Source organism: Salinarchaeum sp. Harcht-Bsk1, assembly GCF_000403645.1.
Classification (GTDB): domain Archaea; phylum Halobacteriota; class Halobacteria; order Halobacteriales; family Salinarchaeaceae; genus Salinarchaeum.
The window spans coordinates 1,119,911-1,144,942 of record NC_021313.1 but is presented as its reverse complement, the minus strand read 5'-3'; the positions used below and the strand labels follow the sequence as shown (position 1 = coordinate 1,144,942).

Annotated in this window: 20 protein-coding genes; 14 read left to right on the top strand and 6 right to left on the bottom strand. The window is 66.1% G+C overall.

The features are described 5' to 3' along the window. Positions 1–172: 172 nt before the first annotated feature. Positions 173–736, bottom strand: a complete 564-nt coding sequence (locus tag L593_RS16270; RefSeq protein ID WP_020445931.1) for a dihydrofolate reductase family protein — start codon at positions 734–736, stop codon at positions 173–175. Positions 737–1,863: 1,127 nt separating this feature from the next. On the opposite strand from L593_RS16270, the gene L593_RS05385 reads away from it, so the two are divergent. Continuing rightward, the gene (locus L593_RS05385; RefSeq protein WP_020445929.1) at positions 1,864–4,173 is read left to right on the top strand and encodes a heavy metal translocating P-type ATPase; all 2,310 of its coding nucleotides are present in this window, start codon (positions 1,864–1,866) and stop codon (positions 4,171–4,173) included. Positions 4,174–4,348: 175 nt separating this feature from the next. Here the strand turns inward: L593_RS05385 and L593_RS05380 are convergent, their stop codons facing one another. Continuing rightward, on the bottom strand, positions 4,349–5,107 hold the full coding sequence (locus L593_RS05380; RefSeq protein ID WP_020445928.1) for an Lrp/AsnC family transcriptional regulator: 759 nt from the start codon (positions 5,105–5,107) through the stop codon (positions 4,349–4,351). A 402-nt stretch (positions 5,108–5,509) separates the two neighbouring features. On the opposite strand from L593_RS05380, the gene L593_RS05375 reads away from it, so the two are divergent. The 6 genes from L593_RS05375 to L593_RS05350 are packed head-to-tail and all read left to right on the top strand — an operon-like array spanning position 5,510 to position 11,287. Beyond that, positions 5,510–5,962 carry a hypothetical protein gene (locus tag L593_RS05375; RefSeq protein WP_020445927.1) on the top strand — a complete coding sequence of 151 codons (453 nt, stop codon included), beginning with the start codon at positions 5,510–5,512 and terminating at the stop codon, positions 5,960–5,962. Between the two features lie 4 nt (positions 5,963–5,966). After that, on the top strand, positions 5,967–6,386 hold the full coding sequence (locus tag L593_RS05370; RefSeq protein WP_020445926.1) for a universal stress protein: 420 nt from the start codon (positions 5,967–5,969) through the stop codon (positions 6,384–6,386). A 60-nt stretch (positions 6,387–6,446) separates the two neighbouring features. Next, entirely contained in the window at positions 6,447–8,777 is a 2,331-nt protein-coding gene (locus L593_RS05365) for an amino acid permease (protein ID WP_020445925.1), read from the top strand. Positions 8,778–8,783: 6 nt separating this feature from the next. Then, on the top strand, positions 8,784–9,470 hold the full coding sequence (locus tag L593_RS05360; protein ID WP_020445924.1) for a TrkA family potassium uptake protein: 687 nt from the start codon (positions 8,784–8,786) through the stop codon (positions 9,468–9,470). A 60-nt stretch (positions 9,471–9,530) separates the two neighbouring features. Then, a complete protein-coding gene (locus L593_RS05355) occupies positions 9,531–11,081 on the top strand; it encodes a TrkH family potassium uptake protein (protein WP_020445923.1) in 1,551 nt (516 codons plus the stop codon). Further along, a complete protein-coding gene (locus L593_RS05350; RefSeq protein ID WP_020445922.1) occupies positions 11,078–11,287 on the top strand; it encodes a hypothetical protein in 210 nt (69 codons plus the stop codon). The genes L593_RS05355 and L593_RS05350 overlap by 4 nt, the downstream gene beginning before the upstream one ends. Positions 11,288–11,369: 82 nt before the next feature. On the opposite strand, the gene L593_RS05345 is transcribed toward L593_RS05350, so the two are convergent. Next, positions 11,370–12,191: an ABC transporter permease subunit gene (locus L593_RS05345; protein WP_020445921.1), complete on the bottom strand. Its 822-nt coding sequence runs from the start codon at positions 12,189–12,191 to the stop codon at positions 11,370–11,372. Beyond that, a complete protein-coding gene (locus tag L593_RS05340; protein WP_020445920.1) occupies positions 12,184–13,143 on the bottom strand; it encodes an ABC transporter ATP-binding protein in 960 nt (319 codons plus the stop codon). Before L593_RS05340 ends, L593_RS05345 begins: the two co-directional genes overlap by 8 nt. A 129-nt stretch (positions 13,144–13,272) precedes the next feature. Here L593_RS05340 and L593_RS05335 point away from each other — a divergent pair, with 129 nt between their 5' ends. Then, complete coding sequence (locus L593_RS05335) at positions 13,273–14,871, top strand: cellulase family glycosylhydrolase (protein WP_020445919.1); 1,599 nt, start codon at positions 13,273–13,275, stop codon at positions 14,869–14,871. Between the two features lie 85 nt (positions 14,872–14,956). On the opposite strand, the gene L593_RS05330 is transcribed toward L593_RS05335, so the two are convergent. Beyond that, complete coding sequence (locus L593_RS05330) at positions 14,957–16,333, bottom strand: nicotinate phosphoribosyltransferase (protein WP_020445918.1); 1,377 nt, start codon at positions 16,331–16,333, stop codon at positions 14,957–14,959. Positions 16,334–16,484: 151 nt separating this feature from the next. On the opposite strand from L593_RS05330, the gene L593_RS05325 reads away from it, so the two are divergent. The 5 genes from L593_RS05325 to L593_RS05305 all read left to right on the top strand — a co-directional run bounded on the left by L593_RS05325 (position 16,485) and on the right by L593_RS05305 (position 23,161). Then, positions 16,485–18,512 carry an AMP-binding protein gene (locus L593_RS05325; protein ID WP_020445917.1) on the top strand — a complete coding sequence of 676 codons (2,028 nt, stop codon included), beginning with the start codon at positions 16,485–16,487 and terminating at the stop codon, positions 18,510–18,512. Between the two features lie 417 nt (positions 18,513–18,929). Next, a complete protein-coding gene (locus L593_RS05320) occupies positions 18,930–20,792 on the top strand; it encodes a multicopper oxidase family protein (protein WP_020445916.1) in 1,863 nt (620 codons plus the stop codon). A gap of 73 nt (positions 20,793–20,865) precedes the next feature. Further along, on the top strand, positions 20,866–21,174 hold the full coding sequence (locus L593_RS05315) for a MazG-like family protein (protein ID WP_020445915.1): 309 nt from the start codon (positions 20,866–20,868) through the stop codon (positions 21,172–21,174). Between the two features lie 195 nt (positions 21,175–21,369). Then, the gene (locus L593_RS05310) at positions 21,370–22,155 is read left to right on the top strand and encodes a glucose 1-dehydrogenase (RefSeq protein WP_020445914.1); all 786 of its coding nucleotides are present in this window, start codon (positions 21,370–21,372) and stop codon (positions 22,153–22,155) included. Between the two features lie 142 nt (positions 22,156–22,297). Further along, a complete protein-coding gene (locus tag L593_RS05305) occupies positions 22,298–23,161 on the top strand; it encodes an SDR family NAD(P)-dependent oxidoreductase (protein ID WP_020445913.1) in 864 nt (287 codons plus the stop codon). A gap of 288 nt (positions 23,162–23,449) precedes the next feature. Here L593_RS05305 and L593_RS05300 read toward each other — a convergent pair whose 3' ends face one another. Further along, positions 23,450–24,052 (bottom strand): DJ-1/PfpI family protein, encoded by a 603-nt coding sequence (locus L593_RS05300; RefSeq protein ID WP_020445912.1) that lies wholly within the window; start codon positions 24,050–24,052, stop codon positions 23,450–23,452. Positions 24,053–24,236: 184 nt separating this feature from the next. Here L593_RS05300 and aglF point away from each other — a divergent pair, with 184 nt between their 5' ends. After that, positions 24,237–24,980 (top strand): UTP--glucose-1-phosphate uridylyltransferase AglF, encoded by a 744-nt coding sequence (gene aglF, locus L593_RS05295; protein ID WP_020445911.1) that lies wholly within the window; start codon positions 24,237–24,239, stop codon positions 24,978–24,980. The last annotated feature ends 52 nt before the right edge of the window (positions 24,981–25,032 follow it).

Here is a 25,032-nt window from a genome sequence, read left to right as displayed (position 1 = left end):
CCGACCCAGGTTACGTCTCGTGACTCTGCCGAATCCCCACGTTTCGGTCGTGTTGCCGTCCGAAATACACGGACCTGACGGGTCGCCTTCGCTCGACAGGTCGAGTAGCCGACCGGGCTGTGCCGTATCCGGGGAAGCGGCGTTCGACGGCGCCGTCGAGAGGTCCGATCGACTAGTTCTCGGCGGGCCGTTGCACCTCGTAGGTGAGAACCGCAAAGCCGTTCCCCTGTCTTTCCACGTCTGTTAGTTTCAGGGGCGGATCGGTAATCCTCCGTGGCAGTAGCGGCGCTCCCGAGGCGAGCGTGACAGGCGCAACGTTGAGAACGATTTCGTCCAGGAGCCCTCGATCGTGGAACTGCCCCACGAGCTCACCACCGCCGACGAGCCAGACGTTCTCGCCAGCTGCGGCCGCCACCATCTCCTCGTGGACGGGTCCGACGTCTCCCTGCACGAAGCGAATGTCCGCACCGTCGACTGCCGGCAACTCGCGCGTGCTGAACACCCACGCTGGACCCTCGTACGGCCACATTTCGGGATGCTTCAGGAGGTCTTCGTGCTCGATGATCCAGTCGTAGGTCGTCGAGCCCATGGCCAGGGCACCAACCCGCTCTACGAACTGGGAGTACCCGTCGTCCACGCCTTCTACCGCTCCGAACTGAAACAGCCACTCCAGTGAGTTCTCCTCGTCCGCGAGATACCCGTCGACGCTCGTTGCCGTGTAGTACTGGGTCTTCACCGATTCTATCGCCCCTAAAAAGGCGCGCTGACGGAATAAGCGTTGTACGCACCCCCAGATCCGTCGTATCCCCGCAGCTCCGGGTCGAGACACGTATCGTGCGCGGGGCACGTGACGGTCGCGATGCCCACGAACAGGGGTCGGAACTGTCGATCCGCTGCACGCAACCCCACAAACGTTCAGACCGCTATACGGCGTCACGGTAGGGAAGATGGCAGCCGACGCTTCGGCCCGCACAGAGGATATCTGGGAGAATGCTACGTTCGTCGGTGAGGACGATCGCGTGCAGATCCGGGGCAACGACGGTCGGCGTTGCGTTCGGTGTAGGTCTTCTCGAGGCCGTTCGCCCGAATAGGACCGCCGCTTCGTCCGTCGGCTCGCGGAGATCGTTCCGGGTTCCCACATGCGTACGAACGGCTGTCTCCTCGATCGACGTTCTGCTTCACGTCCACACGGTGCTGGGAGGGAACCAACGGCGTCGAAGTCCGTCTCCTCCAACACTCCGGGTACGGCTACAGTCGCCGGTGTTTCGAATCTACGGGGGCGGAGTGGACCACGAAGCGGACGCGAATCGGGACACTGAATCCGAACGCGTGCCAGCTCCCTCGGCAGCGTCCCACCTGCTACCCGTCGTCGCTTCCCTCCGCCCGCAACTGCTTCACGAGGTTCAGGTGGAGCAGGTGGAGGTGCATGCCGATCCCGAAGAGGAGGAACCCCATCGACGAAGATCAGCGGCAGCAGGATCGCATCGACGACGCTGGGGACGGAATCGAGGTTGTAGGGAAGCCGTCCGACGACGGCGATCGCGAACGCGCCCAGGATGGTCCAGAGCCCGATCGTACTGTACCGGGAGAAGCGGCCGATCTTCTCGAGCCGTTCGTCGATGGCGTCAGTGGTTGGGGTATCGTCGGGCACACCGTTTCTGTAGGCGTCGCAGCCTTACGTTCGTTTGGCAGCGGTGCGTGCGACGTCTCGCCACTCGGGCGTCCGTTCGGTGCCACCGACGTGAGCGGCCGGTCCGGGACGCTGCCGACTTCGTGACGACCACGGGCTCTCGGGCACTGGCCGTTGCTGGCCATAGTTCCATTATCTTCGGCAGCGAACTGTCGTTCCAACGGATCGAATGCATGGACGATCACGAACGTGAGTCGGCGGTGGGGCCGTCGCAGGACCACTCCCGGCACGGTGCAGGCGAACCGGCCGAGGATACGCCTCGCGAGCAGTCGATGCTCGAAAACCAGGCGCGCCACGCGGGAGCAGGTCGGCAGGGGCAGCACGACCAGGGCGGCCCAGGCGGTGACGGTGGTCATGGAGACCGCGGCAGCCACGGAGACGCCGGCGATCACGGAGGCCACGGCGGGATGCACGAGGGCCACGAGCAGCTGTTTCGTCGTCGCTTCTTCGTCGCGACGCTGCTCTCGATCCCAGTGTTGCTCTATAGCGAAACGCTCCAGGGGTGGCTGGGGTTCTCCGCGCCAGCGTTCCCGGGGAGCGAGTGGATCTCCCCCGTCTTCTCGGTGATCGTCTTCGCCGTCGGCGGGGTACCCTTCCTCCGGATGGCAGTCCCGGAGCTCCGCGATCGCGCACCCGGCATGATGACGCTCATCTCGATGGCGATCTCCGTCGCGTTCGTCTACAGTCTGGCGACGGTGGCCGTCGATTGGGGCGAGCCCTTCTTCTGGGAGCTGGTGACCCTGATCGACGTCATGCTACTGGGCCACTGGATCGAGATGCGGTCGGTCCGGCGGGCTTCCAGCGCCCTCGACGAACTCGCCAAACTCATGCCCGACACGGCCGAGCGCATCGTCGAGTCGGGGGAGACCGAGGAGGTCCCGGTCCACCAGCTCTCCGAAGGCGACCTCGTGCTGGTGCGGCCCGGGGCGAGCGTTCCCGCCGACGGGGTCGTCGAGGAGGGCGACTCCGACGTGAACGAGGCGATGATCACCGGCGAGTCGAGGCCGGTCTCGAAGACGCCCGGCGACGAGGTCATCGGCGGCACCGTCAACGGCGACGGAAGCCTCCGCGTTCGCGTCGACGCGATCGGCGAGGACACGACCCTCGCGGGGATCATGCGCCTCGTCGAGTCGGCCCAGCAGAGCAAGTCCAGGACCCAGGTGCTCGCCGACCGGGCGGCTGGCTGGCTGTTCTACGTCGCCGTCGCGGCCGCGGCCGTGACCGGCGTGGCCTGGACGGTCGCCGTCACGTTCGACGCCGAGGTGATCGCACGCGTCGTGACGGTGCTCGTCATCGCCTGCCCGCACGCGCTGGGGCTGGCGATCCCGCTCGTCGTCGCTATCAACACGTCCCTGGCCGCACGCAATGGGATGCTCATCCGGGATCGCATCGCGATGGAGGACGCCAGGAACCTCGATTCGATCGTCTTCGACAAGACCGGGACCCTCACCGAGGGCGAACACGGCGTCGTCGGGACGGCGACCGTCGAGGGCGTCGACGCTGACGAGGCGCTGGCGCTCGCGGCCGCGGTCGAGGGCGACTCCGAGCACGTGATCGCCCGCGCGATTCGCGAGGCGGCCAGCGAGCGAGGCGTCGACGTGCCCGAATCGAGGGCGTTCGAGGCGATCAAGGGACGGGGCGTTCGCGCACTCGTCGGTGGTGAGGAGCTCTACGTCGGCGGTCCGAACCTGCTGCACCAGCTCGAGAGCGGCGTACTGCCGGAACTGCAGTCGTTCGCCGACGAAGCCGGCGAGAACGCCCAGACAGTGGTCTATCTCGTCCGCGGGGCCGAGCGAATGGAGGTCCCGGAGGGAGGGAGCGGGGACGACGGCCCCGCGAGCCGCGAGGGCGAGCTGCTCGCCGCGTTCGCGATGGCGGACGTGATCCGAGAGGAGAGCTACGCTGTCGTCGACGCGCTCCACGAACTGGGCATCGAGGTCGCGATGCTGACCGGCGATTCACGGGACGTGGCCGATGCGGTGGCGGACGAACTGGGCATCGACACCGTGTTCGCCGAGGTACTGCCCGAGGACAAGGACGTGAAGATCCAGGAGCTCCAGGACCAGGGCAATCGCGTCGGGATGGTCGGCGACGGCGTCAACGACGCGCCGGCACTGACGCGGGCCGACGTCGGCATCGCCATCGGGAGCGGCACCGACGTCGCCGTCCAGTCGGCCGACGTGATCCTCGTCCAGAACAATCCGATGGACGTCGTCCGGCTCGTGAAGCTGAGCAAGGCCAGCTACCGGAAGATGCAGGAGAACATCGTCTGGGCGGCCGGCTACAACGTCTTCGCGATCCCACTTGCAGCGGGCGTCCTGGCGCCGATCGGCGTCGTGCTCTCGCCCGCGGTCGGTGCGGTGTTGATGTCGCTTTCTACCGTGATCGTCGCGATCAACGCCCAGTTGCTCCGGCGCGTCGACCTGTCGGTGCCGGGCCCTCTCGGCGTGTCCGCACGAGGACGGACGAGCCCAGCCGACTGACGCGTCTCGCCACCCGGGCGTTCGCTCGGGTTGGCCATCGGCCCGCTTCGATCCGGCCCCGGTCTGATCCCCTGGGACTCGCGCCGCGTTTCCCGAATCGGTCCCGTCAGCCTCGATACGTCGATCGCCGTCTCGACTCCCGTCGCCTCGCCTGCCACGGTCGCGACCGAACCGGCTATTCTGCGTCCGAAGAGTGGCCGGTGAACGCTTCGAGCGTTGCGTCGGTCACGCCCGTCCGCGAGTGAATCGTGACGAAATCGCCTTCTCTGATTGCCGTCTCCCCCGTTGGCGTGATCGAGTCGTCGTCTCTATTGATCCGGACGACCAACACGTCCGGCGGCACGATATCGCGTTCGTTCGCTTCCTGCAGCGTTCGACCGGCGATGGGTGCGCTCTCTCGAACGAGCACCTCGACGACGTCGGCGTCTCCAGCGAGACCGGCGACGCCGGTCACGGGCGAAACCAGGTCCGCGTCGCGTGGCCCAAACGGGGCGAACGGGCGGAGATACTCTCGGTGAACGAGGTCTTCGTCGTCGATCTCGATGTCGAGCGCGGTGATGTCCTGCGCGATCCGCGTGAGGTCCTGCGTATCGGACCCCACCACCGAAATTCGGAGATCCCCCTTGCCGGACATGATCTCTCTGACGTTGATGACTCCGGGAATGTCGAGCACTCGCTGCGCCATTTCCTGCCGGTCGCGATTCCCAGTACTACAGACGTAGTGGTTCGTCAGTCGTCCACCGACCTTCTGATAGTCGATGTTGGCGTGATAGCCCCGGATGACCCCTTCCTCCTCGAGTCGGCGGATCCGATTTCGCACCGTCGGCGGTGAGACGTCGACGTTCTCGGCGATGTCGGGCGCGGACGTGTGTCGAGCCTCTTGTGCCAGATAGTAGAGGATACGTTCGTCGATCGAATCGATCTCAAGGCTCATATTTATACGACGGAGATGGTCCTCCGGTAGTATTGATGTTTTGATCACGCATCTGTTTGCAGCGAGGCCCGATCGCCGGCATACAGGCGAATACGTGAACCGTGCTTCACCGGTTCAGGGCAGTGAGACGCCAGAACGATTGGAAAAAACGATTAGAAAATTCTTCTCTCTATAAGTTCGCTATCGTTCGCAGACCCTAGGTATTTTTATCATTCCGTTCCATCTGTCCCTCCATGCCCGTACCGCCATCCGTCTCGACGCCGCCCCCAGTTCTGGCGCGCACGCACATCCGAATCCGAGCGACTGACAGCGGAGTGCCGTCTGTTCGACCGTTCCAAGAGGTACGTAGCGAACGTACGACGACCAACTCGCCGAGGGGCGGTTCCGATACGGAGGCGTAAGATGACTGAATCAGGGGAGGCACCGAATCCATCAGACCAGCTTTCAGACGCCCTGATCGAACGGCTCGACGGCCTCGAGATATCCGAGTTGAAAGCAGTGGTCTCCTATGCACAGCGGCGCATCGAATCGATTCGGACCCCGCTCGAAGACGAAATCAGAGCGACTGCCAGTGGCGACGTACTCGAGATCGAAAATCACGGCGCCTACGCAATCGTTCGTAAGCATCCAGACGATCCGGATGGAGACGGCGCGGCAACGCACGTGACTTCCATGTACCACGTTCAGCGGACACCGCATCCCGATGGGGAGGAAACCCTGGAGTGGCGGTTTTTGGGCGACGTCCACGATTCGGAGCAGGCCCGGTGTGATTCCTGTGGCGGAACGATCGTTGGCGACACGGCGGTCTGTCCGCATTGCGGGAGTGAACAAACCGAGGAATCGGGTGAGGACTAACGATATGCCGACTTCGATCACGGACCATCTGCTCGTCCCGGTCGCGAACGAAGAAGATGCACGCGCCACGGCAGCGATCCTCGGTGGGTACGAGTGCGACCGCGTGACTGTCGTTCACGTCGTCGAGAAGGCAGGCGGTGCACCGGACAAGCTCTCCGTCGAGCAAGCCGAACAGCGGGCCGAGGACGCCTTCGCTGCGTTTCGAGAAACCATCCCGAACGCAGCGACGGAGCTGGTCTACCACCGAGACGTCGTCGGAGCGACTGTCGACACTGCCGCCGACGTCCAGGCGAGCGCGATCGCGTTCCGCCCGCGAGGCGGTAGCCGGATCGTCCAGTTCCTCTCCGGCGACACGGCTCTCAAGCTCGTCACCGAAGCGGATCGGCCGGTAATCGCCCTTCCCGAAGGGGACGACGAAGCATGAAAGAAACGACCGTTCGATCATCGGGGAAGGCGAGCCGTCGACGACGAGAGGTGACGATCGATGAGTGAAGCGGATCAGGAACTCGCCCGCGACCTCGGGTTCCTGGAGGCCTACACGATCGGCCTCGGGACGATGATCGGTGCGGGCATCTTCGTCCTCCCGAGTATCGCTGCCGAACAGGCTGGCCCAGCGAGCATGGTTTCGTTCTTTGCTGGCGGACTGGTGTCGCTCCTGGCCGCGCTCTCGCTGTCGGAGCTAGCGACCGGAATGCCGAAAGCCGGCGGAAGCTACTACTACGTCAACCGGGCGCTTGGCCCCTTTTTCGGAAGCATCGTCGGCTGGGGAATGTGGGCGGGATTGACGTTCGCGAGCGCCTTCTACATGATCGGGTTCGGCCAGTACCTCCTCCCGGGTCTCGGCCAGTACGTCGGGTTCCTGGCAGGGTGGGGAGAACTGGGGATCACGGTCGCCGCCCTCGTCATGGCAGCACTCCTGACGGCGGTCAACTACTACGGCGTAAAGGAGACGGGCGCACTGCAGAACGTCATCGTGCTCACGCTGGTCGGACTCATTTTCGCATTTCTGGCGCTCGGGTTTATCAGTGGCCCGAGCTATCAGGAGTTCAATCCGAACGGCTGGCCAGCGGTCGCCGCGACGATCGGTACGGTCTACGTGACGTTCATCGGATTCGAGGTCATCGCGACCAGCGCAGAAGAGATCAAGAATCCGAGCCGGAATCTCCCCCTTGCGATGATCGCCGCCGTGGTCACGCCGACGTTGATGTACGTCGGCGTGATGTTCGTGGCGACAGGAACGCTCTCGATCGACGCGCTCTCCTCCTCGCAGATTCCGGTGGCAGACGTAGCCGAGAATATCTTTTCGCCACTGGCAACGGGCGTCTCCCGGATTCCATTCGTCGATATCTCTCCATCAGCAGCCGAGTCCTTCGGCGCACTGTTGATGATCGTGGGAGCGGTGCTCGCAACGGTATCGAGTGCGAATGCCAGTATCCTGTCCGCGGCTCGCGTCAATTTCGCCATGGGACGCGATCGCATCCTCGTCGACTGGCTCAACGAAGTCCACGAGCGGTTCCGAACGCCCTACCGCGCGATCACCGCTACCGGGATCATCACGCTGCTGCTGATCGCGGTCGGTGTGGGAATCGATACGCTCGCAGAGGTGGCGAGTTTCATGTATCTCGTGACGTACGCGCTGGTTCACGTCGCCGTCGTGGTCCTCCGGCGCGCCGACCCGGAGGCGTACGATCCGGCCTTCAAAATTCCGCGGCTGCTCTACCCGATCGTCCCGATCGTGGGGTTCGTCGCCTGTTTGGCGATCCTGGTGCAGATGAGCGTCGTCGTGCAGGCCATCGGGGCCGTTATCGTCGCGTTCGGCGTCGTCTGGTACTTCGTCTATGCGAGTGACCGAGCGCCCAGCAGGAGTCTCGTCGGTGACGCAATCGCCCCGGAACCGACCGCAGTCGGCGACGGCACGGGACGCTATCGCGTCGTGGTTCCGATAGCAAATCCCGAGACGGAACGGGACCTGCTTCGGATGGCTGCCGCAAGCGCCCACGCCCACGAAGACGAGCAGGCGGAGTTGATCGCAGTGAACGTCATCGAGGTCCCTCGGCAGACGTCGCTGTCGCAGGACCTCGCGTTCGAGGAGGAGCGGGTCCAGCGCCAGCAGGAACTGCTGGAGACGGCACGGGACATCGCTGCCGACCTCGACGTCGGGTTGCAAACGCGGGCGATCGTCGGCCGGAACGCTGGCTCGGTGATCCTCGACGTCATCGAGGAGGAGAATGCGGATCACGTGCTCCTCGGCTGGCAAGGAACACAGAGCCGACGTGAGCACGTCCTCGGATCGACGATCGATCCGGTCGTCGGTCGCGCACCGTGTGACACGACGCTCGTCAAACTCGGGCCCGAGGGAGGCCGTGGACGTGGGGACATCATGGTCCTCGCGGGCGAAGGGCCACACGCGTCCGTCGCGGCTCGTCGTGCCGCGGAGTTCGCTGCAGCGGCGGAGGACGCCTCACTCACGCTCCTCAACGTCCAATCACCTGCGGAGGACGAGGCGGAATCGCCCACCGACCGAGGTGAGGCGATCATCGACGACGTCATCGAGGCCGCGGATATTGCGGACGCCACCGTCCGGACGGAGGTGATCGTCGCGGAGGACACTGAACGGGCGATTATCGACGCTGCCGACGAGTACGACACTGTCTGCGTCGGGGCGACGCGCTCCGGCGCAGTCTCACAGGCGGTGTTCGGATCACTGCCCGAGACGATCGGTGCCAACGTGAACCGAACCGTGGTGATGGCTCGCGGTCAGGAACGCTCACCAACGTCGATACGGCAGGCGATTTCACAGCGACTGGCGGTGTGATTATCCATGTACATCATTATCGTTGGAGCAGGCGACATCGGTACGCCACTGATCGACATCGCGACGCGATCCGGAAACGAGGTCGTCGTGATCGAGAAGGACGAGGCTCGTGCGAATCGAGCAGCAGACGATTTCGACTGCCTCGTTCTCAACGACAACGCGACGACGAAGGACACGCTCGAAGACGCAGGAGCGGACAGGGCAGACGCCCTCATCTCGACGACCGATCAGGACGCGACGAACATCATGGTCTGTCTGCTGGCCCAGGAGTTCGAGGTCCCGTCGATCCTCTCGGTCGTTCACAACCCCGAGCACATGGGCCTGTTCAAGCAGATCGGCGTCAATACCATGGAAAATCCACAGGAGCTCATCGCCGAGTACCTCTACCGGGCAGTCGCCCGCCCCGCGATCGTCGATTACATGCGAATCGGGGAAGACGCAGAGGTGTTCGAGATCACCGTCACGGAGAACGCGCCCATCGTTGGGAAGACGATAGAAGAAGCAGCCGCCGATGGCATCCTCACCGACGACATGCTCGTCGTAGCGATCGAACGATCGGGCGTCGATCAGCCGATCACGCCCCGTGGAGGGATCACGTTCGAATCGGGGGATCTCTTGACGGTGTATTCCGCCGTTGGGGCCGATCCAGAGATCACCGATATTTTCGGCCACTACGAGGACCACGCCGAGTGATCTGACAATGTCGAACGTGGGAACCCTCGACAGAATGCAGCGCGGTCGCTCGACAGGCGCATGAGCGGAGCAGCTGCGACGATCGGGAGAGACGTTGGACGGATACTGGAGGCGCTCGGCGGCCTCATGATCGTCTCGGTTCTCGTCACGCTCGCCTGGGGAGAGTACTTCGCCCTCCCCGCATTGCTCGTCTCTGCAGTCGTCCCACTGGGTATCGGCCGGTTCCTCTACCGCCGATACAGGAGCGCGGATGCACCGGGCCGGCTCCACGGCATGATCGTGGCCGCGGCGGGCTGGCTCTTCGTCGGCCTCTTCGGCTCACTTCCGTTCCTGCTCGTCGCGTGGAGCGTCGAACTCGGCGTGCCGATCGTCTCGACCCCACAGCAGACCGCAACGCTGGCGGCGTTCACGAATCCACTCAACGCGATCTTCGAGAGCATGAGCGGGTTCACCGGCACCGGACTCACGATGACAGACGACGAAAGTGCGCTGCCGCGGACGCTCCAGTGGTGGCGGACCTTCAGCGAGTGGGTCGGTGGCGTCGGCGTGATCGTGCTCACGACGGCGATCCTCTCACGGCCCGGCAGTGGGTCGCTGACGCTCTACGAAAGCGAGGCGCGATCGGAGAAGATCCATCCCAGCGTCGTTTCGACGGTCCGAACGATCTGGTGGATCTTCATCCTCTTCACCTTCGGCGCTATCCTCACGCTGTGGCTGGCGGGGATGCCGATCTGGGGCGCGATCAATCACGCGATGACGGGGCTCTCGACGGGCGGGTTCTCGATCACCGACAACTCGATCGCGACCTACGACAGCGTCGCCATCGACTTCGCGCTCATCCCCATCATGCTCCTCGGGAGCATCGCGTTCCCCGTCCACTACCTCATTCTCCAGGGAGACCTCCGCAACTTCTACAGCGATCTGCAGACGCGATGGGTCTTTCTCTACATGAGCACCGGGTCGGCGCTGCTGTGGGGCTTGCTCTACTTCGCGGGTCCCTACGAGACTCCCTTCGCAGCGCTCCGCTATGGCCTGTTCCAGTTCGTCTCGGCGGCCACGTGTACGGGCTTCCAGACGGCCGTCGACGCGACGAACGTGGCGATCGGCCGGTGGCCATCCTACGCCCAGCTTACGGTTACGTTCGGCATGTTCGTCGGCGGGGCCGCTGGATCGACCGTTGGCGGGATCAAGATCATCCGTGGACTGACGCTCGCGAAGGGCATCCGGTATCAGATCTCAGAGGTCTTCTACCCGGAGAGTGCAGTGCGCCGCTTGGTTATCAACGGCCGTCGGCTGAACGACGAAGCGTCGAGTCGAGAGTTCATGGAAGCAGCGATCGTCTTCGTCCTCTGGGTCACGTTCCTCGTCGTCGGCACGTTCGTGCTACTCCTCGCGCTTCCTGCGGACGACTATACGCTGCCAAACGTCTTCTTCGAGGTGGCCAGTGCGCAGGGGAACGTCGGGCTCTCCAGTGGCATTACTGGCCCCGATTCGCTGCCGACGATCGGGAAAGTCACGTTCCTCTTCCACATGTGGATCGGTCGACTCGAAATCATCCCGGTGCTCGTGATGCTCCGCACCGTGTTCCAGCGAGGTGGGTTGTACGCGTGAATCTCGACGATCTTCCGGTGGTTTCGCAGGTGTTCGAATCTGGTGCGGACGACCGCGTGTTCGACTCCCTCTTGCTCCTCGGGCCGGTCGTGATCGTGCTGATCGTCCTCCTGGGCCGATCGCTGCTGACGGCGGTGCTCGCGGTGTTCTATCTCGGCGTATTCTGTGGCTACGTGGTCTACCGTGGGGCGACGTTCGGATCCTGACGCTCCAGAGCCCGCTACAGCGCGTCTCGATCGAGGCTGGTGACGACCCAGCGTAGCTACGGTGCGGCGAGTCGGTATCGCGTCAGGGCGCGTCCACGCGCTGGAATCGAACTGTCGCGATTCCCAGGGCAACGCCGGCGATCGCGAGGAGCGCCGCGACGCCGACGAGGTCGTACGCGCCGTCGACCATGATCTCAGTGGGATCGTAGTACCGCATCGGGCTGATCGCCCCGATCCAGTCCTGCTCGGCGACGACCGACAGGGACTCGAGGAGGTAGAGTGCGAAGATCGCTGCGAGGGCGACCCGGCGCGCGAGGTCGCCGTCGAGGACGATCACGGACGCGAGGACGCCGATCGCCCCGCAAGCGAGGAAGAAGGGGACCGAGAGCGCGTGGACGGCGACGAGCGCCATGGGATCGATCGACTCGCCGAGGGCGAGGACGCCGACGTAGACGACCGGCGGAACGATGACGTTGGGGAGGACGATGACCGGCGCGAGCGCTGCCGATTTGCCGGCGAGGAGCCGGCTGCGCGAGACGGGCAGCGAGAGCAGGACGTCGAGCCGGTCGCGGTCGGCGTCCCCCGCGACGATCCCGGCGCCGAGGTAGGCGACGTACAGCGGGAGCAGGAGGACCCAGATGAACTGGTATACCTCGACGGCGAGGAACCCCTCGACCGAGGTCATCGCCTGGATGTTGAACAGCTCCCGGAACAGCTCCGGCATCGCCTCGGTGTACTCCTCGACGTCGATCTGCTCGACGGAGGGGAAGAAGGAGGTGAAGAGGAGCGCGAAGAAGGCGATCCCGACGGAGAGCGCGAACGAGCCCTTGAGGCGTCGGCCGGCGTCGAAGCGCGCGATCTCGAGCGTCGGACGAGTGGACCGATCGGTCGCGCGCTCAGACATCGTCGCCCTCCGTACCGGTGGCGGTCCCGGCAGGTGCTGGATCCGCAACGGTCGCGGCTTCTGCTCCGATCTCGTTCTCCTCGCCGTAGAAGTGCAAGAAGACGTCCTCGAGCGGCGGCTCCGCGATCTCGACGTCCTGGACGGAGTCGAGGGCGGCGAGGTGGTGGAGGAGCGCCTGGTAGTCCCCGGCGTAGGTGAACTGGACCTCGCCGTCGTGGACGGTCCGCTCGACGGCGCCGTCGAGGCCCGCGCCGACCCGATCGGGCTCGTCGGTCACGACGCGAACTCGCTTGCCGCCGCGGTGGAGCAGTTCGTCGACGGGCTCGACGGTGACGAGGCGGCCACCGCGCAAGATCCCCACGCGATCGCAGACCTGCCGGACCTCGCCGAGCACGTGCGAGGAGAAGAACACCGTGGTGCCGTCGGCGACCTCCCCCCGGACGAACGCGTTGAAGTGGGACTGCTTCAGCGGGTCGAGCCCGGAGGTGGGCTCGTCGAGGATCACGAGGTCGGGGTCGTGCATGAACGCCCGGACGATCCCGAGCATCCGCAGGTTCCCCGTCGAGTACTCCTCGATCGCCCGGTCGAGCGGCGGATCGAACAGTTCGAGGAGTTCGTCTCGTCGCTCGTCGCCGAGGATCCGGGCCTGGTGATCGAGGTAGCGCCGTCCGGTGACCTCCTCGGGAAAGCCCATCACCGAGGGGAGGAAGCCGACGTCGGCTCTGGCCTCGCGGAGGGCGGTGGGATCGGAGATGTCCGCGCCGAGGACCTCGCCGGAACCGCTCGTGGGCGTGATGAACCCGAGGAGGGCGCGGATCGTCGTGGTCTTGCCCGCGCCGTTCGGGCCGAGGTAGCCGAACACTTCGCCCTCCTCGACGGTGAGCGAGACGTCCTCGATGCCGACGACGTCTCCGTAGCGTTTGGTGAGGTCCTCGGTGCGGATTGCGGCCATAGTCGATGGTGGGGTGCGCTCGGGGGAAAAGTGTTCGCGGGGGTTCGTCCCCGGTTCGCTCGACCGCCCGTTCGTGACGACCCCGGGACGGCCCGAATCGTTTTCAGAAACTGGCCGATAGCAACCCGCGTGACTGGAGACCGTACCGGGGGACGTGGCGCTTCGAAGCGGCCGCTCCGTCGGCGTGCGTACCTCGCTGCCGTCGCCGCGACGGCACTCGCCGGCTGTAGCGGGAGCGACGGGGATTCGTCGACGGACGGCGAGGGATCGGCCCAGGAAGATTCGGGAGACGTGGCCGACGGCTCGACAGGCGACACCGGAAGCGGCGACGACGGGACGCCGGAACCACGTATCGCGTCGATCGACCTCGAGCCGGCAACGGTGCGCCAGACGCGCCCGGCGACGACGTCCGTCGACGTACGAAACGACGGCGACGCGACCGCGGACGTCGACGTCCAGGTGGCGGTCGACGGCGAGGTTCTCGATTCGAAGTCGGTGTCGGTCGCGCCGGGCGCCAGCGAGACGGTATCCGTCGAGCACGCGTTCGACGCCGTCGGCGACCACGAGGTCGCTGCGAGCGCGAGCACCGCCGGCGAGATCCGCGATCGGGGATCGACGACAGTCGCCGTCGAGCGGTATCCCGCGTCGTTCGTCGAGACCGAGGGAACGGACTTCGTCCTCGAGGGGTCGACGTACCGGTTCCTCGGCGCGAACTCGAATCACCTCCCGGTCGCGCAGTGGGGCGAGTCCTACGTCGACCGGTGGCTGGACTACGTCGCCGATCGCGGCGTCTCGGTCGTCAGGACCTGGGCCTTCACCCCCGGCTGGACCGACGCTTCCGTCCACGCCGGCCCCGGCAACCTGCGCGAGGAGTGGTTCGAGCACCTCGACTACGTGATCGCCGCCGCGAAGCGACGCGACGTCCGGTTGATCCTCCCGCTGATCCAGAACTGGGCGACGGCCGAGCAACCACCGAGCCCCGCGGCCTACGCCGACTGGTCGGACACCGCCGAGACGCGGAACGACTTCTTCACCGACGAGCAGGCCAACGGGTACTTCCGGAACTACGTCGAGCACGTCCTGACGCGAGAGAACCGGATCACGGGGCTGGCGTACCGCGACGACCCGACGATCTTCATGTGGGAGGTCGGTAACGAGATGGAGTACCACGGCGACCGTCGCGGCGAATCCCTCGCCGAATGGTACGACGCGACGGCGGCGCACGTCACGTCCATCGACGACGCGCACCTCGTCGGCTCCGGCATGCACGGCGCTACGGGCGACACGTACCAGGACTGGAACGTTCGCAACGCCTACGTCGAGAGCCACCGGTCCGAGCACGTCGACGCCTGCTCCTTCCACGACTACCCGGTGTACGAGTGGGATGGAATCAACGAACGCGGCCACGATGCCTTCGCCGAGTACGTCCGCGAGCACGTCCGGAAGGCCCACGAGCAGGTCGGGAAACCCGCGTACCTCGGCGAGTTCGGCGTCCACGTCGACACGGGCACCGAGTACGACCTCGCGAAGCGCAACGCCTACCTCGAGACGGGGTTCGAGGCCGCCGGGGAGACCGGTCTGAATGGGGTCGCGCTCTGGGCGCCCGACCTCCACGACCCGACGACCGGTACGACCTACACCCACGAGAACGACCCGCTCGCCATCTTCCCGGACGACGAGTCGACCTGGGCAGTCGTCGAGGAGTATCGGGCGTCGCTCTCCGAGTGACGATCCGCAGCAGTTGGTCAGGCCGTCGGTCCAGTCGCTGGCCGCAAGCCCCGCCTCGGAACGACTGCTGGGTCCTCCCGACGGATCACTCGAGCCCCGCCTCCTTGCGAAGGTCGGCCTCGAGGCGGTCGGTGGTCGCCGCGAGGCCGTCGCTGATCGCGACGGGATACTCCTCGGGGTCCTCGATGGCTCGTACCCCGGCTGGGACCTTCGCGAGCGTTCGGGCCGTCCTGTCTCGGATCGCCGCGAGGTCGGGACTGTCGTACACCACCTCGCCGTCCTGGACGACGTCGACGAGGAGTTCGCGACCACCGACGTCCTCGTCCCTGCGGGCGACGACGTCGCGTGCCAACCCGTCCTCGTCCTCGAACCGGTGGACGCTCTTGGCACACGGGTAGGACACTTTCCCGGCCGAGAGCTTCGTGCTCGGCGTCATCTCGCCGTCCTGCTCGACGGCCACGAGTTTGTACACCGGGTTGAGCGTCGGCGCGTCCTTGCTCGTCGTCAGCGACGTGCCCGGGCCGAAGCCGTCGGCGACGCCGTCCCGCTCGTAGAACTCGCGCAGGAAGAACTCGTCGACGCCGGAGGAGACGAAGACGTCCATCTCCGCCGGCAGGATCTCACGGACTGCGACGGAGAGCGCTGGGAGGTCCCCGGAGTCGAGGCGAACCCCGCGGACGTCCACGTCGCGTTCTCGCGCTACGTCGAGCGCGGTCTCAGCGCCGGCGACCGTATCGTAGGTGTCGATCAGGAGGACGGCGTCCTCGCCGTAGACGTCGACGAACGCCTCGAAGGCCGCCCGCTCGGTCTCGAAGCTCTGGACCCAGGAGTGGGCCATCGTCCCGTACGCGGGGAGGTCGAACGCTTCCGCTGCCGCCTCGTTCGACGTTCCGTCGAAGCCGCCGACGAACGCGGCGCGTGCGGCCTTCACTCCGGCGTCGGTGCCGTGGGCACGACGGGAGCCGAAGTCGACGAGCGTGACGTCCTCGTCGTGACGGTCCACGGTGTCGCGCATTCTCGCAGCCTTCGTCGCGATCAGGCTCTGGAAGCCGACCTGGTTGAGCACGAGCGTCTCGAACAGCTGTGCCTGTTCGATCGGTGCGGTGACTTCGAGCAGCGGCTCGTTCGGGAACACCGCGGTCCCCTCCGGGACGGCACGCACGTCGCCGGTGAACTCGAAGTCGGCGAGGACGTCGAGGAATCCCTCGGGGAACCCCTCCGCCCGGAGGTGGGGCAGGGCACGCTCGCCGAACTCGATGGAATCGAGGTACGCGAGGACCTGTTCGAGTCCCGCGGCGATCACGTACCCGCGGTTCGTCGGTAGCGAACGGTAGTACAGTGAGAACGTCGCCTCGGGCGTGTGGTCGTTCTCGCCGTAGCCCCGCATCATGGTCAGTTCGTACCGATCGGTGAACAGGCCGAGGGTCTGGGGCGTGAGGTAGCCGAATCGTTCGCTGGTCATGGTGTCTCTTGGTCACAGGAGGGGATAGTGATACGGGGCCGATCTGTCACTCCGCCAGTACCGGCTGCGGCGAGGACGTCCCGTCTTCGCGGCGAGCGGGGACCGTTCCAGTGGACCAAGAACTATGGGGAACGTTCGCTACAGACCACGTATGGACACCCTCGAGGACATCGACGAGGTCGTCCACGAGCCCGACCGGGAGTTCGTGGAGTCGACGAACGTCTGGCAGTTCATGCAGCGGTACGGCATCGACGACCACGAGGAACTGATCGAGCGGACGACGACAGAGGTCGAGGGCGAACCGGACTCCGGCGTCGAGTGGTTCTGGGACGTCCTGCCCGACGAACTCGGCATCGAGTTCGACGAGGACTACGACCGGGTTCGCGACGATTCCGACGGACCGCAGTTCACCGACTGGTACCCCGGCGGGAAGATCAACGCCGCGCACAACGTCCTGGATCGCCACGCCGCACGCGACACGGGCGCGCGTAATCACGTCGCCTGCATCTGGGAGGGCGAACCCGGCGACGTCCGCCGGATCACGTTCCAGGACCTCCGGAAACAGGCCGATCGCGTGGCGAACGCCCTGGAAGATCGCGGGATCGAGACGGGCGACACGGTCGGGCTGTACATGCCGATGGTCCCGGAGGTCATCTCGATCCTCTACGGCTGCCTCAAGGTCGGGGCGATCGCGGTGCCGATCTTCTCCGGCTTCGGCGTCGACGCCGTCGAGACGCGGCTGTCCGACGCCGGTTGCTCCGTGCTGTTCACGGCGGACGGCTTCTACCGACGGGGCGACGAGGTGTATCTGAAGGACACCGCCGACGAGGCGATCGCGGCTGCCCGCGAGGCGGCCGACGAGTCGGTCGTCGAGCACACTATCGTCTACGACCGCCTCGGTGCGAGCGATCCCGACAGCGGCGTCGACGTACTTTGGCACGAGGACCGCGACGAATGGTGGGCAGATTCTGTCGCCGAGGCCGACGACCACTACGAGACGAAATCGCTCCCGAGCCAGCACCCGGCGATGTTGCTGTACTCCTCGGGGACCACCGGTCAGCCGAAGGGGATCGTCCAGCCCCACGCCGGCGCGTTGCTCCAGTCGGCCAAGGAGATCTACTTCGGCTTCGACCACCAGCCCTCGGACCGCTTCTTCTGGGTGTCGGACATCGGCTGGATGATGGGCCCCTGGACCCTCCTCGGCAACCACGCCTTCGGCGGCACGATCTTCATGTACGAGGGCGCGCCGGACCACCCGGAGCCCGATCGGTTCTGGCGGATGATCGACGAGCACGAACTCTCGGTGTTCGGCATCTCGCCGACGGCGATCCGCGCGCTCAAAAAGCAGGGCGAGGAGTGGCTGGAGGGCCACGACCTCTCCTCGCTCCGGTTGCTCGGATCGACCGGCGAACCCTGGGACCCCGAGTCCTGGAAGTGGTTCTACGACGAGGTCGGGGGCGGCGAGTGCCCCATCGTCAACATCTCCGGCGGGACGGAGATTTTCGGGTGCTTCCTGATGCCGATGCCGATCCAGTCGCTCAAGCCCTGCACGCTCGGCGCCCCCGGCCTCGGGATGGACGTCGACGTCGTCGACCCGGACGGCGAGTCGATCGTCGACACGACCGACCGCGGATTCCTCGTCGCGCGGGATTCCTGTCCCTCCATGACCCAGTCGCTGTGGTCCGGCGACGAGCGCTACCTCGCGGAGTATTGGTCGACCTGGGACGACCTGTGGGACCACGGCGACTTCGCACAACGCGACGCCGACGGCTTCTGGTTCCTCCACGGCCGCGCGGACGACGCGATCAACGTCGCGGGGCGGAAGGTCGGCCCCGCGGAGGTCGAGGGCGCGCTGATCGACCACGCGGACGTCAATCAGGCCGCAGCGGTCGGCGTCGACGACGAGACGACCGGGCAGGCCGTCGTCGCCTACGTCGTCGTCGAACCCGGCGTCGCGGAGACAGAGGATCTACGAGACGCGCTCGTCGGGTGGGTCGGCGAGGAGATCGGGAAGCCGTTCCGTCCCCGGGAGCTGTTCTTCGTCGACGCGTTCCCGAAGACGCAGTCGGGGAAGATCATCCGCCGCGCGATCGCGGGCACCTACGAGGGCGAGGAACTGGGGGACATGTCCTCGATCGAGAACCCCGAGGCGCTCGACGCCATCGAGGACGCGCGGTAGCCACGCTCCCAGGGGCGACGCTCGATCGGTGCCGAAGCGTCTCTTCGCCGGCAACCGGTGCGCCCTGCAGACGCGATTTCTGTCGTGTCCTCTGAGACACAATAGCCGTGCCGGCCCGATCGTTCCGACGTGGTGGCTCCTGGCAACTGCTATCACGCCTGATAATCGCGTAGCTCGGCCGTTCTCGCCGCTGTTTTCGCCAAGTGCGTAACGGACGCCATCTGCGATTCTCGCGGTCGGTCGGTGCGTCAGACGATGCTCCGACGGTCGTCTGGCTTAATCATTCGCGTCAATCGACGCACAGAAGTTTTTTTGCCGTATGGTTAGCACACTGCTACCAATGGTAATCCTGGCACTACCCAGCCGGTCCGGGGGTCGACCGGCACCGACGAGCCGTCGCGGCGGGGTGACGGACCGATGAATCCGATATCACGACGCGGCTTGCTCCAGACTGGTGCTGCGCTCGGCACCGTGGCTGGGCTCCCACTCGCTGCCGCGTCCGAGGAAAGCGATGGCGACCACCACGCGTCCTGGGACGGGTCGCCCGACCTCGAGAAGTTCGCCCAGCCACTCCCGATTCCCGAGACGCGTGAACCCGACGGACGGGATCGCGGTGCGCCCTATCACGAGGTCAGCGTCGAGGCGGGGACCCACTCGTTCCACCCCGACATCCCCGACTCGAAGATTCTGGGCTTCGACGGGCAGTTCCCCGGCCCGATCATCGAGAGCTGGCAGTACCGCCGGCTCCGCGTTCACTTCGACACCTCCGACCTGCCCACCGAGCACGTCTTCGAGGTCGACGAGGAGATCCGGGGGACGACCACGGAGAACTACCACGACTACGACGGGCCGGTGCCGGAGGTCCGTCAGGTCACGCACTTCCACGGGCTGAACACGCCGACGGCCAGCGACGGCCAGGCGGACATGTGGACCTCGCCCGAGGGCGTGACTGGCCCGCGGTTCTCGGAGCCCGTCCAGGAGATCCCCAACCGCAACGCCCGGATGTCCACGGTCTACCACGACCACGCCCGCGGCATCAGCCGACTCAACAACTACGCCGGCCTCGTCGGTCCGTACATCGTCAAGGGCTGGCGCGAGCGCCACATGGGGCTCCCCGAGGACGAGCACGACGTGCCGCTCGTCCTCGCCGACCGGGCCTTCCACGAGGACGGCTTGCTGTACTACCCCGACGAGTTCGTCGCGAACTTCGCCGGCGACGTCGCGACCGTCAACGGCGCCGCGTGGCCGACCTTCGAGGTCGAGCCGCGCCGGTACCGTTTCCGGATTCTCAACCCCTCGAACGGGCGAACGTACGGACTCAACCTCGCCAGCGAGGGCGACGGACACGACGGCGATAGCGGCGACCACGACGACGGCGGCGAGGGCCTCTCGATGTACCAGATCGCCACCGGCCACGGCTTCCTCGAGGAGGTCGTCGAGATCGGTCACGGCGGCGACATGGAGACGCTCGTGATCGCGCCGTTCGAGCGCGCGGAGGTCGTCGTCGACTTCTCGGATCACGCCGGGGAGACGATCACCATGACGAACGACGCCCAGTTCCCCTACTCCGGTGGCAGCCACGGCGACGGTCACGACGGCGGGATGGGGAACATGGACAGCGATGGCGAGATGGGCGGCGACGACGGCCACGGCGGCGGCGACCACCCCCAGATCCACGAGATCATGCAGTTCGAGGTCGCCGAGGAGAGCGACGGCTGGGACCGGACCCGCCACCCGACGGATCTCAGGATGCCGTACCGCCACACCCCCACCGAGCGGGCCGCCCAGGAGACCCGCCAGATCTCGATGGAGATGCAGATGGGCTCGGATCCGGGACTCCACACCCTCAATGACAAGCGCTGGGGCGATCCGATCGAGATCGAACCCCAGCTCGGCACGACCGAGGTCTGGGAGATCTCGAACACCTCGATGCACACCCACCCGCTACACCTCCACCTCGTCGAGTTCACCGTGATCGGTCGCGGCCAGGACGGCACCGAACCGCCCCACCCGAACGAGCGCGGTGGGAAGGACGTCGTCCGCGTCAATCCCGACGAGACGGTCCGCATCGCCGTGAAGTTCGGCGACTTCGCGGGCAAGTACCCCTTCCACTGCCACGTCCTCGAGCACGAGGAACACGAGATGATGCGGATGTTCGAGGTCGTGAACGGCCACGACCGCGGGAACGGCCGTGGACGCGGTCACGACAGGGAGGATGACGACGATGACGACCGCGAATGGGGCGACGACGATGACGACGACGGTCGCGGCTGGGGCTGACGCAGCTGGCGAGCCCGAGCCCGCGCCAGGCTGAAACCCCCCGATTTTCGGCCATCGGTTCGAACGACGTCGCATGGACGACCCACAGCAACGCGTCGCCGCCTTCGTCGCGGACAAGGACCTCTCGGCGCCGCCGGCCTACCGCCTGCTCGATCTCGTGAGCGAGACAGGCGAACTCGCGAAGGAGGCGAACGAATCGACGGGCTACGGCACCGATCCCGATGCGATCGACCTGTCGGCCGACGAGCTCGGCGACGTCTACTTCTCGCTGCTCGCGCTCGCCGAGGCGGCGGACGTCGACGCGGAGGCCGCACTTTCGGGCGCGCTCGCGAAGTACGAGCGGCGGCTGGAGGAGGGTGACACCGCGGGAAGCGGCGGGTAGAGCGCTACGCCCGGTATCCTCTGCGACCTCCGGATCCAGCGGGTACGCCGTTCACAGAGGCAACGCCCGAGACTCGCCGATCGGCACCACGTCTCTCGACGGTTCGCCATCGCTACCGCTCGTCGATCTCGACGGTCTCGGCGGGCTCCGAACCGATGGACGAACGTAAGGCAGTGACGGTCGTGGTGATTCTCGATGCCCGACAACGTACAGCCGACCCCACAGCGCGAGTACTTCGACTTTGAGAACGAGGTCGCGTTCGTCTCCGGCGCGGCGGGCGGGATCGGCCGCGCGACGGCGCTGGCATTCGCTCAGGAGGGTGCCGCCGTCGTCGTCGCCGACATCGACGAAGCGGGCAACCGAGAGACAGCCGAGCGGATCGACGCGCTCGGGAGCGACGCACTCGCCGTCACGTGCGACCTTCGGGAACCCGCGGAAGTCCAGGCGGCGATCGAGCGAACGATCGACGAGTTCGGCCGGCTGGACTACGCCTGCAACAACGCCGGCGTCGAACAGCGCTCGGTGAAGACGGCGGACCTGGACGTCGAGGAATGGGACCGGCTCCTGGACACCGACCTGCGTGGCGTCTTCCTCTCGATGAAGTACCAGATCCCACCGATTCGAGAGCATGGCGGTGCGATCGTCAATATCTCCTCGGGTGCTGGCATTCGAGGCTTCCCCGAATCCGGGTACGTCGCCGCGAAACACGGCGTCGTCGGCCTCACGAAGTCGGCAGCCCTCGAGTACGCGGACACGGATCTCCGCATCAACGCCGTCTGTCCGGGCATTATCGACACGTCGATGATGGATCGCGTCACCGACGACAGGGAGGGCGGCCGCCAGTCGGTGGTCGAACAGGAGCCGATCGGACGGATGGGCGAGCCCGCGGAGATCGCCAACGCGGTGCTCTGGCTGTGCTCGGACGCGGCGTCGTTCGTCCTCGGGCACGCCATGGTCGTCGACGGCGGCCAGACGGTGTAGCGGGACGTCGATCGGGGCAGCGCTCGAGCGCTGGAACGGCTTCGACGTCGACCTGAGGGTGGACAAACCGCGATCGAGGTCACTCGAACGCGCTTTGCAGCGAGAACCACGCTCAAACCCCTCGGCCGCATACGTTCGAGCAATGGGAGCCGATTCGGACGCCGCGTTCGACGGCGACGTCTGGTTCGTCACAGGAACGAGTCGTGGGATGGGCCGCGAATTCGCCGCCGCCGCACTCGACGCCGGCCACGCGGTCGTGGCCACCGGTCGGGACACGGGCGCCGTGACCGAGGCCGTCGGCGAGCACGAGGCGCTGCTGGTCGCGGAACTCGACGTCACGAACCCTGCCGACGCCGAAGCGGCCGCGGCGGCCGCCGTCGATCGGTTCGGCCGCATCGACGTACTGGTCAACAACGCCGGAATATCGTACAAAGGCTTCTTCGAGGAGATGACGATGGCGGAGATCGAGCACCAGCTCGAGGCGAACCTCCTCGGACAGATGCATGTCACCCGCGCCGTGCTTCCGGTCATGCGCGACCAGCGCTCGGGACACGTCGTCTCGATTTCGTCGGGCGCCGGGCTCTCCGGGTTCGCGTTCAGTTCAGCCTACGCGGCCTCGAAGTTCGCTGTCGAAGGCTGGATGGACGCGCTGGCCGAGGAGGTCGCGCCCTTCGGCATCGACACGACGATCGTCAATCCGGGGTTCTTCCGCACGACGCTCACGTCCCGGGAGTCGATGCCCTTCACCGATCCGTCGATCGACGACTACGCCGAGCGGCGAGCGGAGCAGATGGAGTGGTGGACCGAGCAGCGCGGCGAGCAGCCGAACGATCCGGCGAGGCTCGCCGACGCGCTGGTCGAGATCGCCGGCGAGGACGATCCGCCGCGGCGCTTCATCGCCGGCGAGGACGCGATCGAACTCGCCGAAGAACGAGTCGCCGAACTCTCCGAGCAGATCGAGGCCTACCCCGAGCTCTCGCGGTCGATGGCCTACGACGATGCGTAGCGGCCGTTCGGGGCCCGACGGTGCGAGTCAAAGATACGGAGACTGGTCGATCCACGGCGCATGAAGACGCCCTCAACTCTGCGCGGGGATGGCTGCTTGTCGTGCTGGGCGTCGTCACCCCGGTCCACCTCGCGCTCTTCTACTGGGGTACTGCACAGGCCGGGGAGCGCGCGCCCGTAGCGCCGCGCTCCGGATGGTATCGAATCGTCGAGGGGGTACCGGTGCAGGTTCGCTCCGCAAAAACGAGGATTTCGATTCGGCGACGGAAGGAGTGGTTGCCGACCGCGCTCAGTCGTCGTCAGCGGCGGCGGTCTGGGGTTCTCCGTGTTCGACGTCGGTACCGAGCACGTCGAGGAACTGCGCGAGCCACTCGGGGTGGTCCGGCCACGCCTGTGCGGTCACGAGGTTGCCGTCGGTGACGACCCCGTCGACCCAGGAGCAGCCGGCGCGTTCACACTCGGGCCGGACCGCCGGGTAGGAGGTGATCTCCCGGCCGTCGAGGACGCCAGCGGCGGCGAGGATCTGCGGCCCGTGACAGAGCGTCGCGACGGGCTTGTCTTCCTCGAAGAAGTGCTGGACGGTCTCGATCACCTCGTCGTAGGTCCGGAGGTACTCCGGCGCACGCCCGCCCGGGACGACCAGGGCGTCGTAGTCCGCGGGGTCGATCTCGACGAGGGACGCCGTGATCTCGAAGTCGTGGCCGCGCGTTTCGAGGTAGGTCTGGTCGCCCCGGAAGTCGTGGATGGCCGTCTTTACGGTGTCGCCCGCTTCCTTCTCCGGGCAGACGGCGTGGACGTCGTGGCCGACCATCTGCAGAGCCTGGAAGGGAACCATGTTCTCGTAGTCTTCGACGAAGTCACCGGCGATCTGGAGGATTTTCTTGCCACTCATTGGCATACACCGGGTGGAACTACGATCGGCAGGGGAATAAATCTAGCTTCGCCGGTCGTGTCACGGCGGCGGGCGCTCCGGTTCGGCACCGACGCCACGGGTTTCGGAGAGGACCTCGCCAGGAACCCTGGAGGAACAAGGTACTTGTAGCCAAGTCGACTCACCACTTCGTATGGACAGCGACATGCAGGCGGTCGTCATCGCGGCGGGGGAGGGAACGCGCCTCCGCCCGTTGACGGAGGACAAGCCGAAGGGCATGGTCGAGGTCGCGGACAAGCCCATCCTCACCCACTGCTTCGAGAAGCTCGTCGACCTCGGGGCGTCGGAGCTCCTCGTCGTCGTCGGCTACCGCAAGCAGGACATCATCGAGCACTACGGCGACGAGTTCCAGGGCGTCCCGATCACCTACGCCCACCAGCGCGAACCCCTCGGCATCGCCCACGCACTGCTGACCGTCGAGGAGCACGTCGACGACGACTTCATGATGATGCTCGGCGACAACATCTTCCGAGCGAACCTCGCTGACGTGGTTCGCCGGCAGATGGAGGACCGCGCGGACGCCGCCTTCCTCGTCGAGGAGGTGCCCTGGGAGGACGCCTCCCGTTACGGCGTCTGCGACACCAACAAGTACGGCGAAATCACCGAGGTCGTCGAGAAGCCCGAGGACCCGCCGAGCAACCTCGTGATGACCGGCTTCTACACGTTCACGCCGGCGATCTTCCACGCCGCCCACCTCACCCAGCCCTCCAACCGCGGCGAGTACGAGATCTCCGAGGCGATCGACCTGCTGCTCCAGTCCGGTCGCACCATCGACGCCGTCGAACTCGACGGCTGGCGGATGGACATCGGCTACCCCGAGGATCGCGACGAAGCCGAGGAGCGGATCCTCGAGGAGGAGGGGGACGTCGCGGAGTCGGCTGCGGAGTAGTCGCCGGGGCGTTCAGTCGTCGCCGTGGCGTTCAGTCGTCGCCGTGGCGCTC

What these genes read in the sequence shown, in the direction of transcription:
- L593_RS05385 (WP_020445929.1), top strand. Translation starts at nt 1,864, where the DNA reads ATGGACGATCACGAACGTGAGTCGGCGGTGGGGCCGTCGCAGGACCAC.
- L593_RS05380 (WP_020445928.1), bottom strand. Translation starts at nt 5,107, where the DNA reads ATGAGCCTTGAGATCGATTCGATCGACGAACGTATCCTCTACTATCTG.
- L593_RS05375 (WP_020445927.1), top strand. Translation starts at nt 5,510, where the DNA reads ATGACTGAATCAGGGGAGGCACCGAATCCATCAGACCAGCTTTCAGAC.
- L593_RS05370 (WP_020445926.1), top strand. Translation starts at nt 5,967, where the DNA reads ATGCCGACTTCGATCACGGACCATCTGCTCGTCCCGGTCGCGAACGAA.
- L593_RS05365 (WP_020445925.1), top strand. Translation starts at nt 6,447, where the DNA reads ATGAGTGAAGCGGATCAGGAACTCGCCCGCGACCTCGGGTTCCTGGAG.
- L593_RS05360 (WP_020445924.1), top strand. Translation starts at nt 8,784, where the DNA reads ATGTACATCATTATCGTTGGAGCAGGCGACATCGGTACGCCACTGATC.
- L593_RS05355 (WP_020445923.1), top strand. Translation starts at nt 9,531, where the DNA reads ATGAGCGGAGCAGCTGCGACGATCGGGAGAGACGTTGGACGGATACTG.
- L593_RS05345 (WP_020445921.1), bottom strand. Translation starts at nt 12,191, where the DNA reads ATGTCTGAGCGCGCGACCGATCGGTCCACTCGTCCGACGCTCGAGATC.
- L593_RS05340 (WP_020445920.1), bottom strand. Translation starts at nt 13,143, where the DNA reads ATGGCCGCAATCCGCACCGAGGACCTCACCAAACGCTACGGAGACGTC.
- L593_RS05330 (WP_020445918.1), bottom strand. Translation starts at nt 16,333, where the DNA reads ATGACCAGCGAACGATTCGGCTACCTCACGCCCCAGACCCTCGGCCTG.
- L593_RS05325 (WP_020445917.1), top strand. Translation starts at nt 16,485, where the DNA reads ATGGACACCCTCGAGGACATCGACGAGGTCGTCCACGAGCCCGACCGG.
- L593_RS05320 (WP_020445916.1), top strand. Translation starts at nt 18,930, where the DNA reads ATGAATCCGATATCACGACGCGGCTTGCTCCAGACTGGTGCTGCGCTC.
- L593_RS05315 (WP_020445915.1), top strand. Translation starts at nt 20,866, where the DNA reads ATGGACGACCCACAGCAACGCGTCGCCGCCTTCGTCGCGGACAAGGAC.
- L593_RS05310 (WP_020445914.1), top strand. Translation starts at nt 21,370, where the DNA reads ATGCCCGACAACGTACAGCCGACCCCACAGCGCGAGTACTTCGACTTT.
- L593_RS05305 (WP_020445913.1), top strand. Translation starts at nt 22,298, where the DNA reads ATGGGAGCCGATTCGGACGCCGCGTTCGACGGCGACGTCTGGTTCGTC.
- L593_RS05300 (WP_020445912.1), bottom strand. Translation starts at nt 24,052, where the DNA reads ATGAGTGGCAAGAAAATCCTCCAGATCGCCGGTGACTTCGTCGAAGAC.
- aglF (WP_020445911.1), top strand. Translation starts at nt 24,237, where the DNA reads ATGCAGGCGGTCGTCATCGCGGCGGGGGAGGGAACGCGCCTCCGCCCG.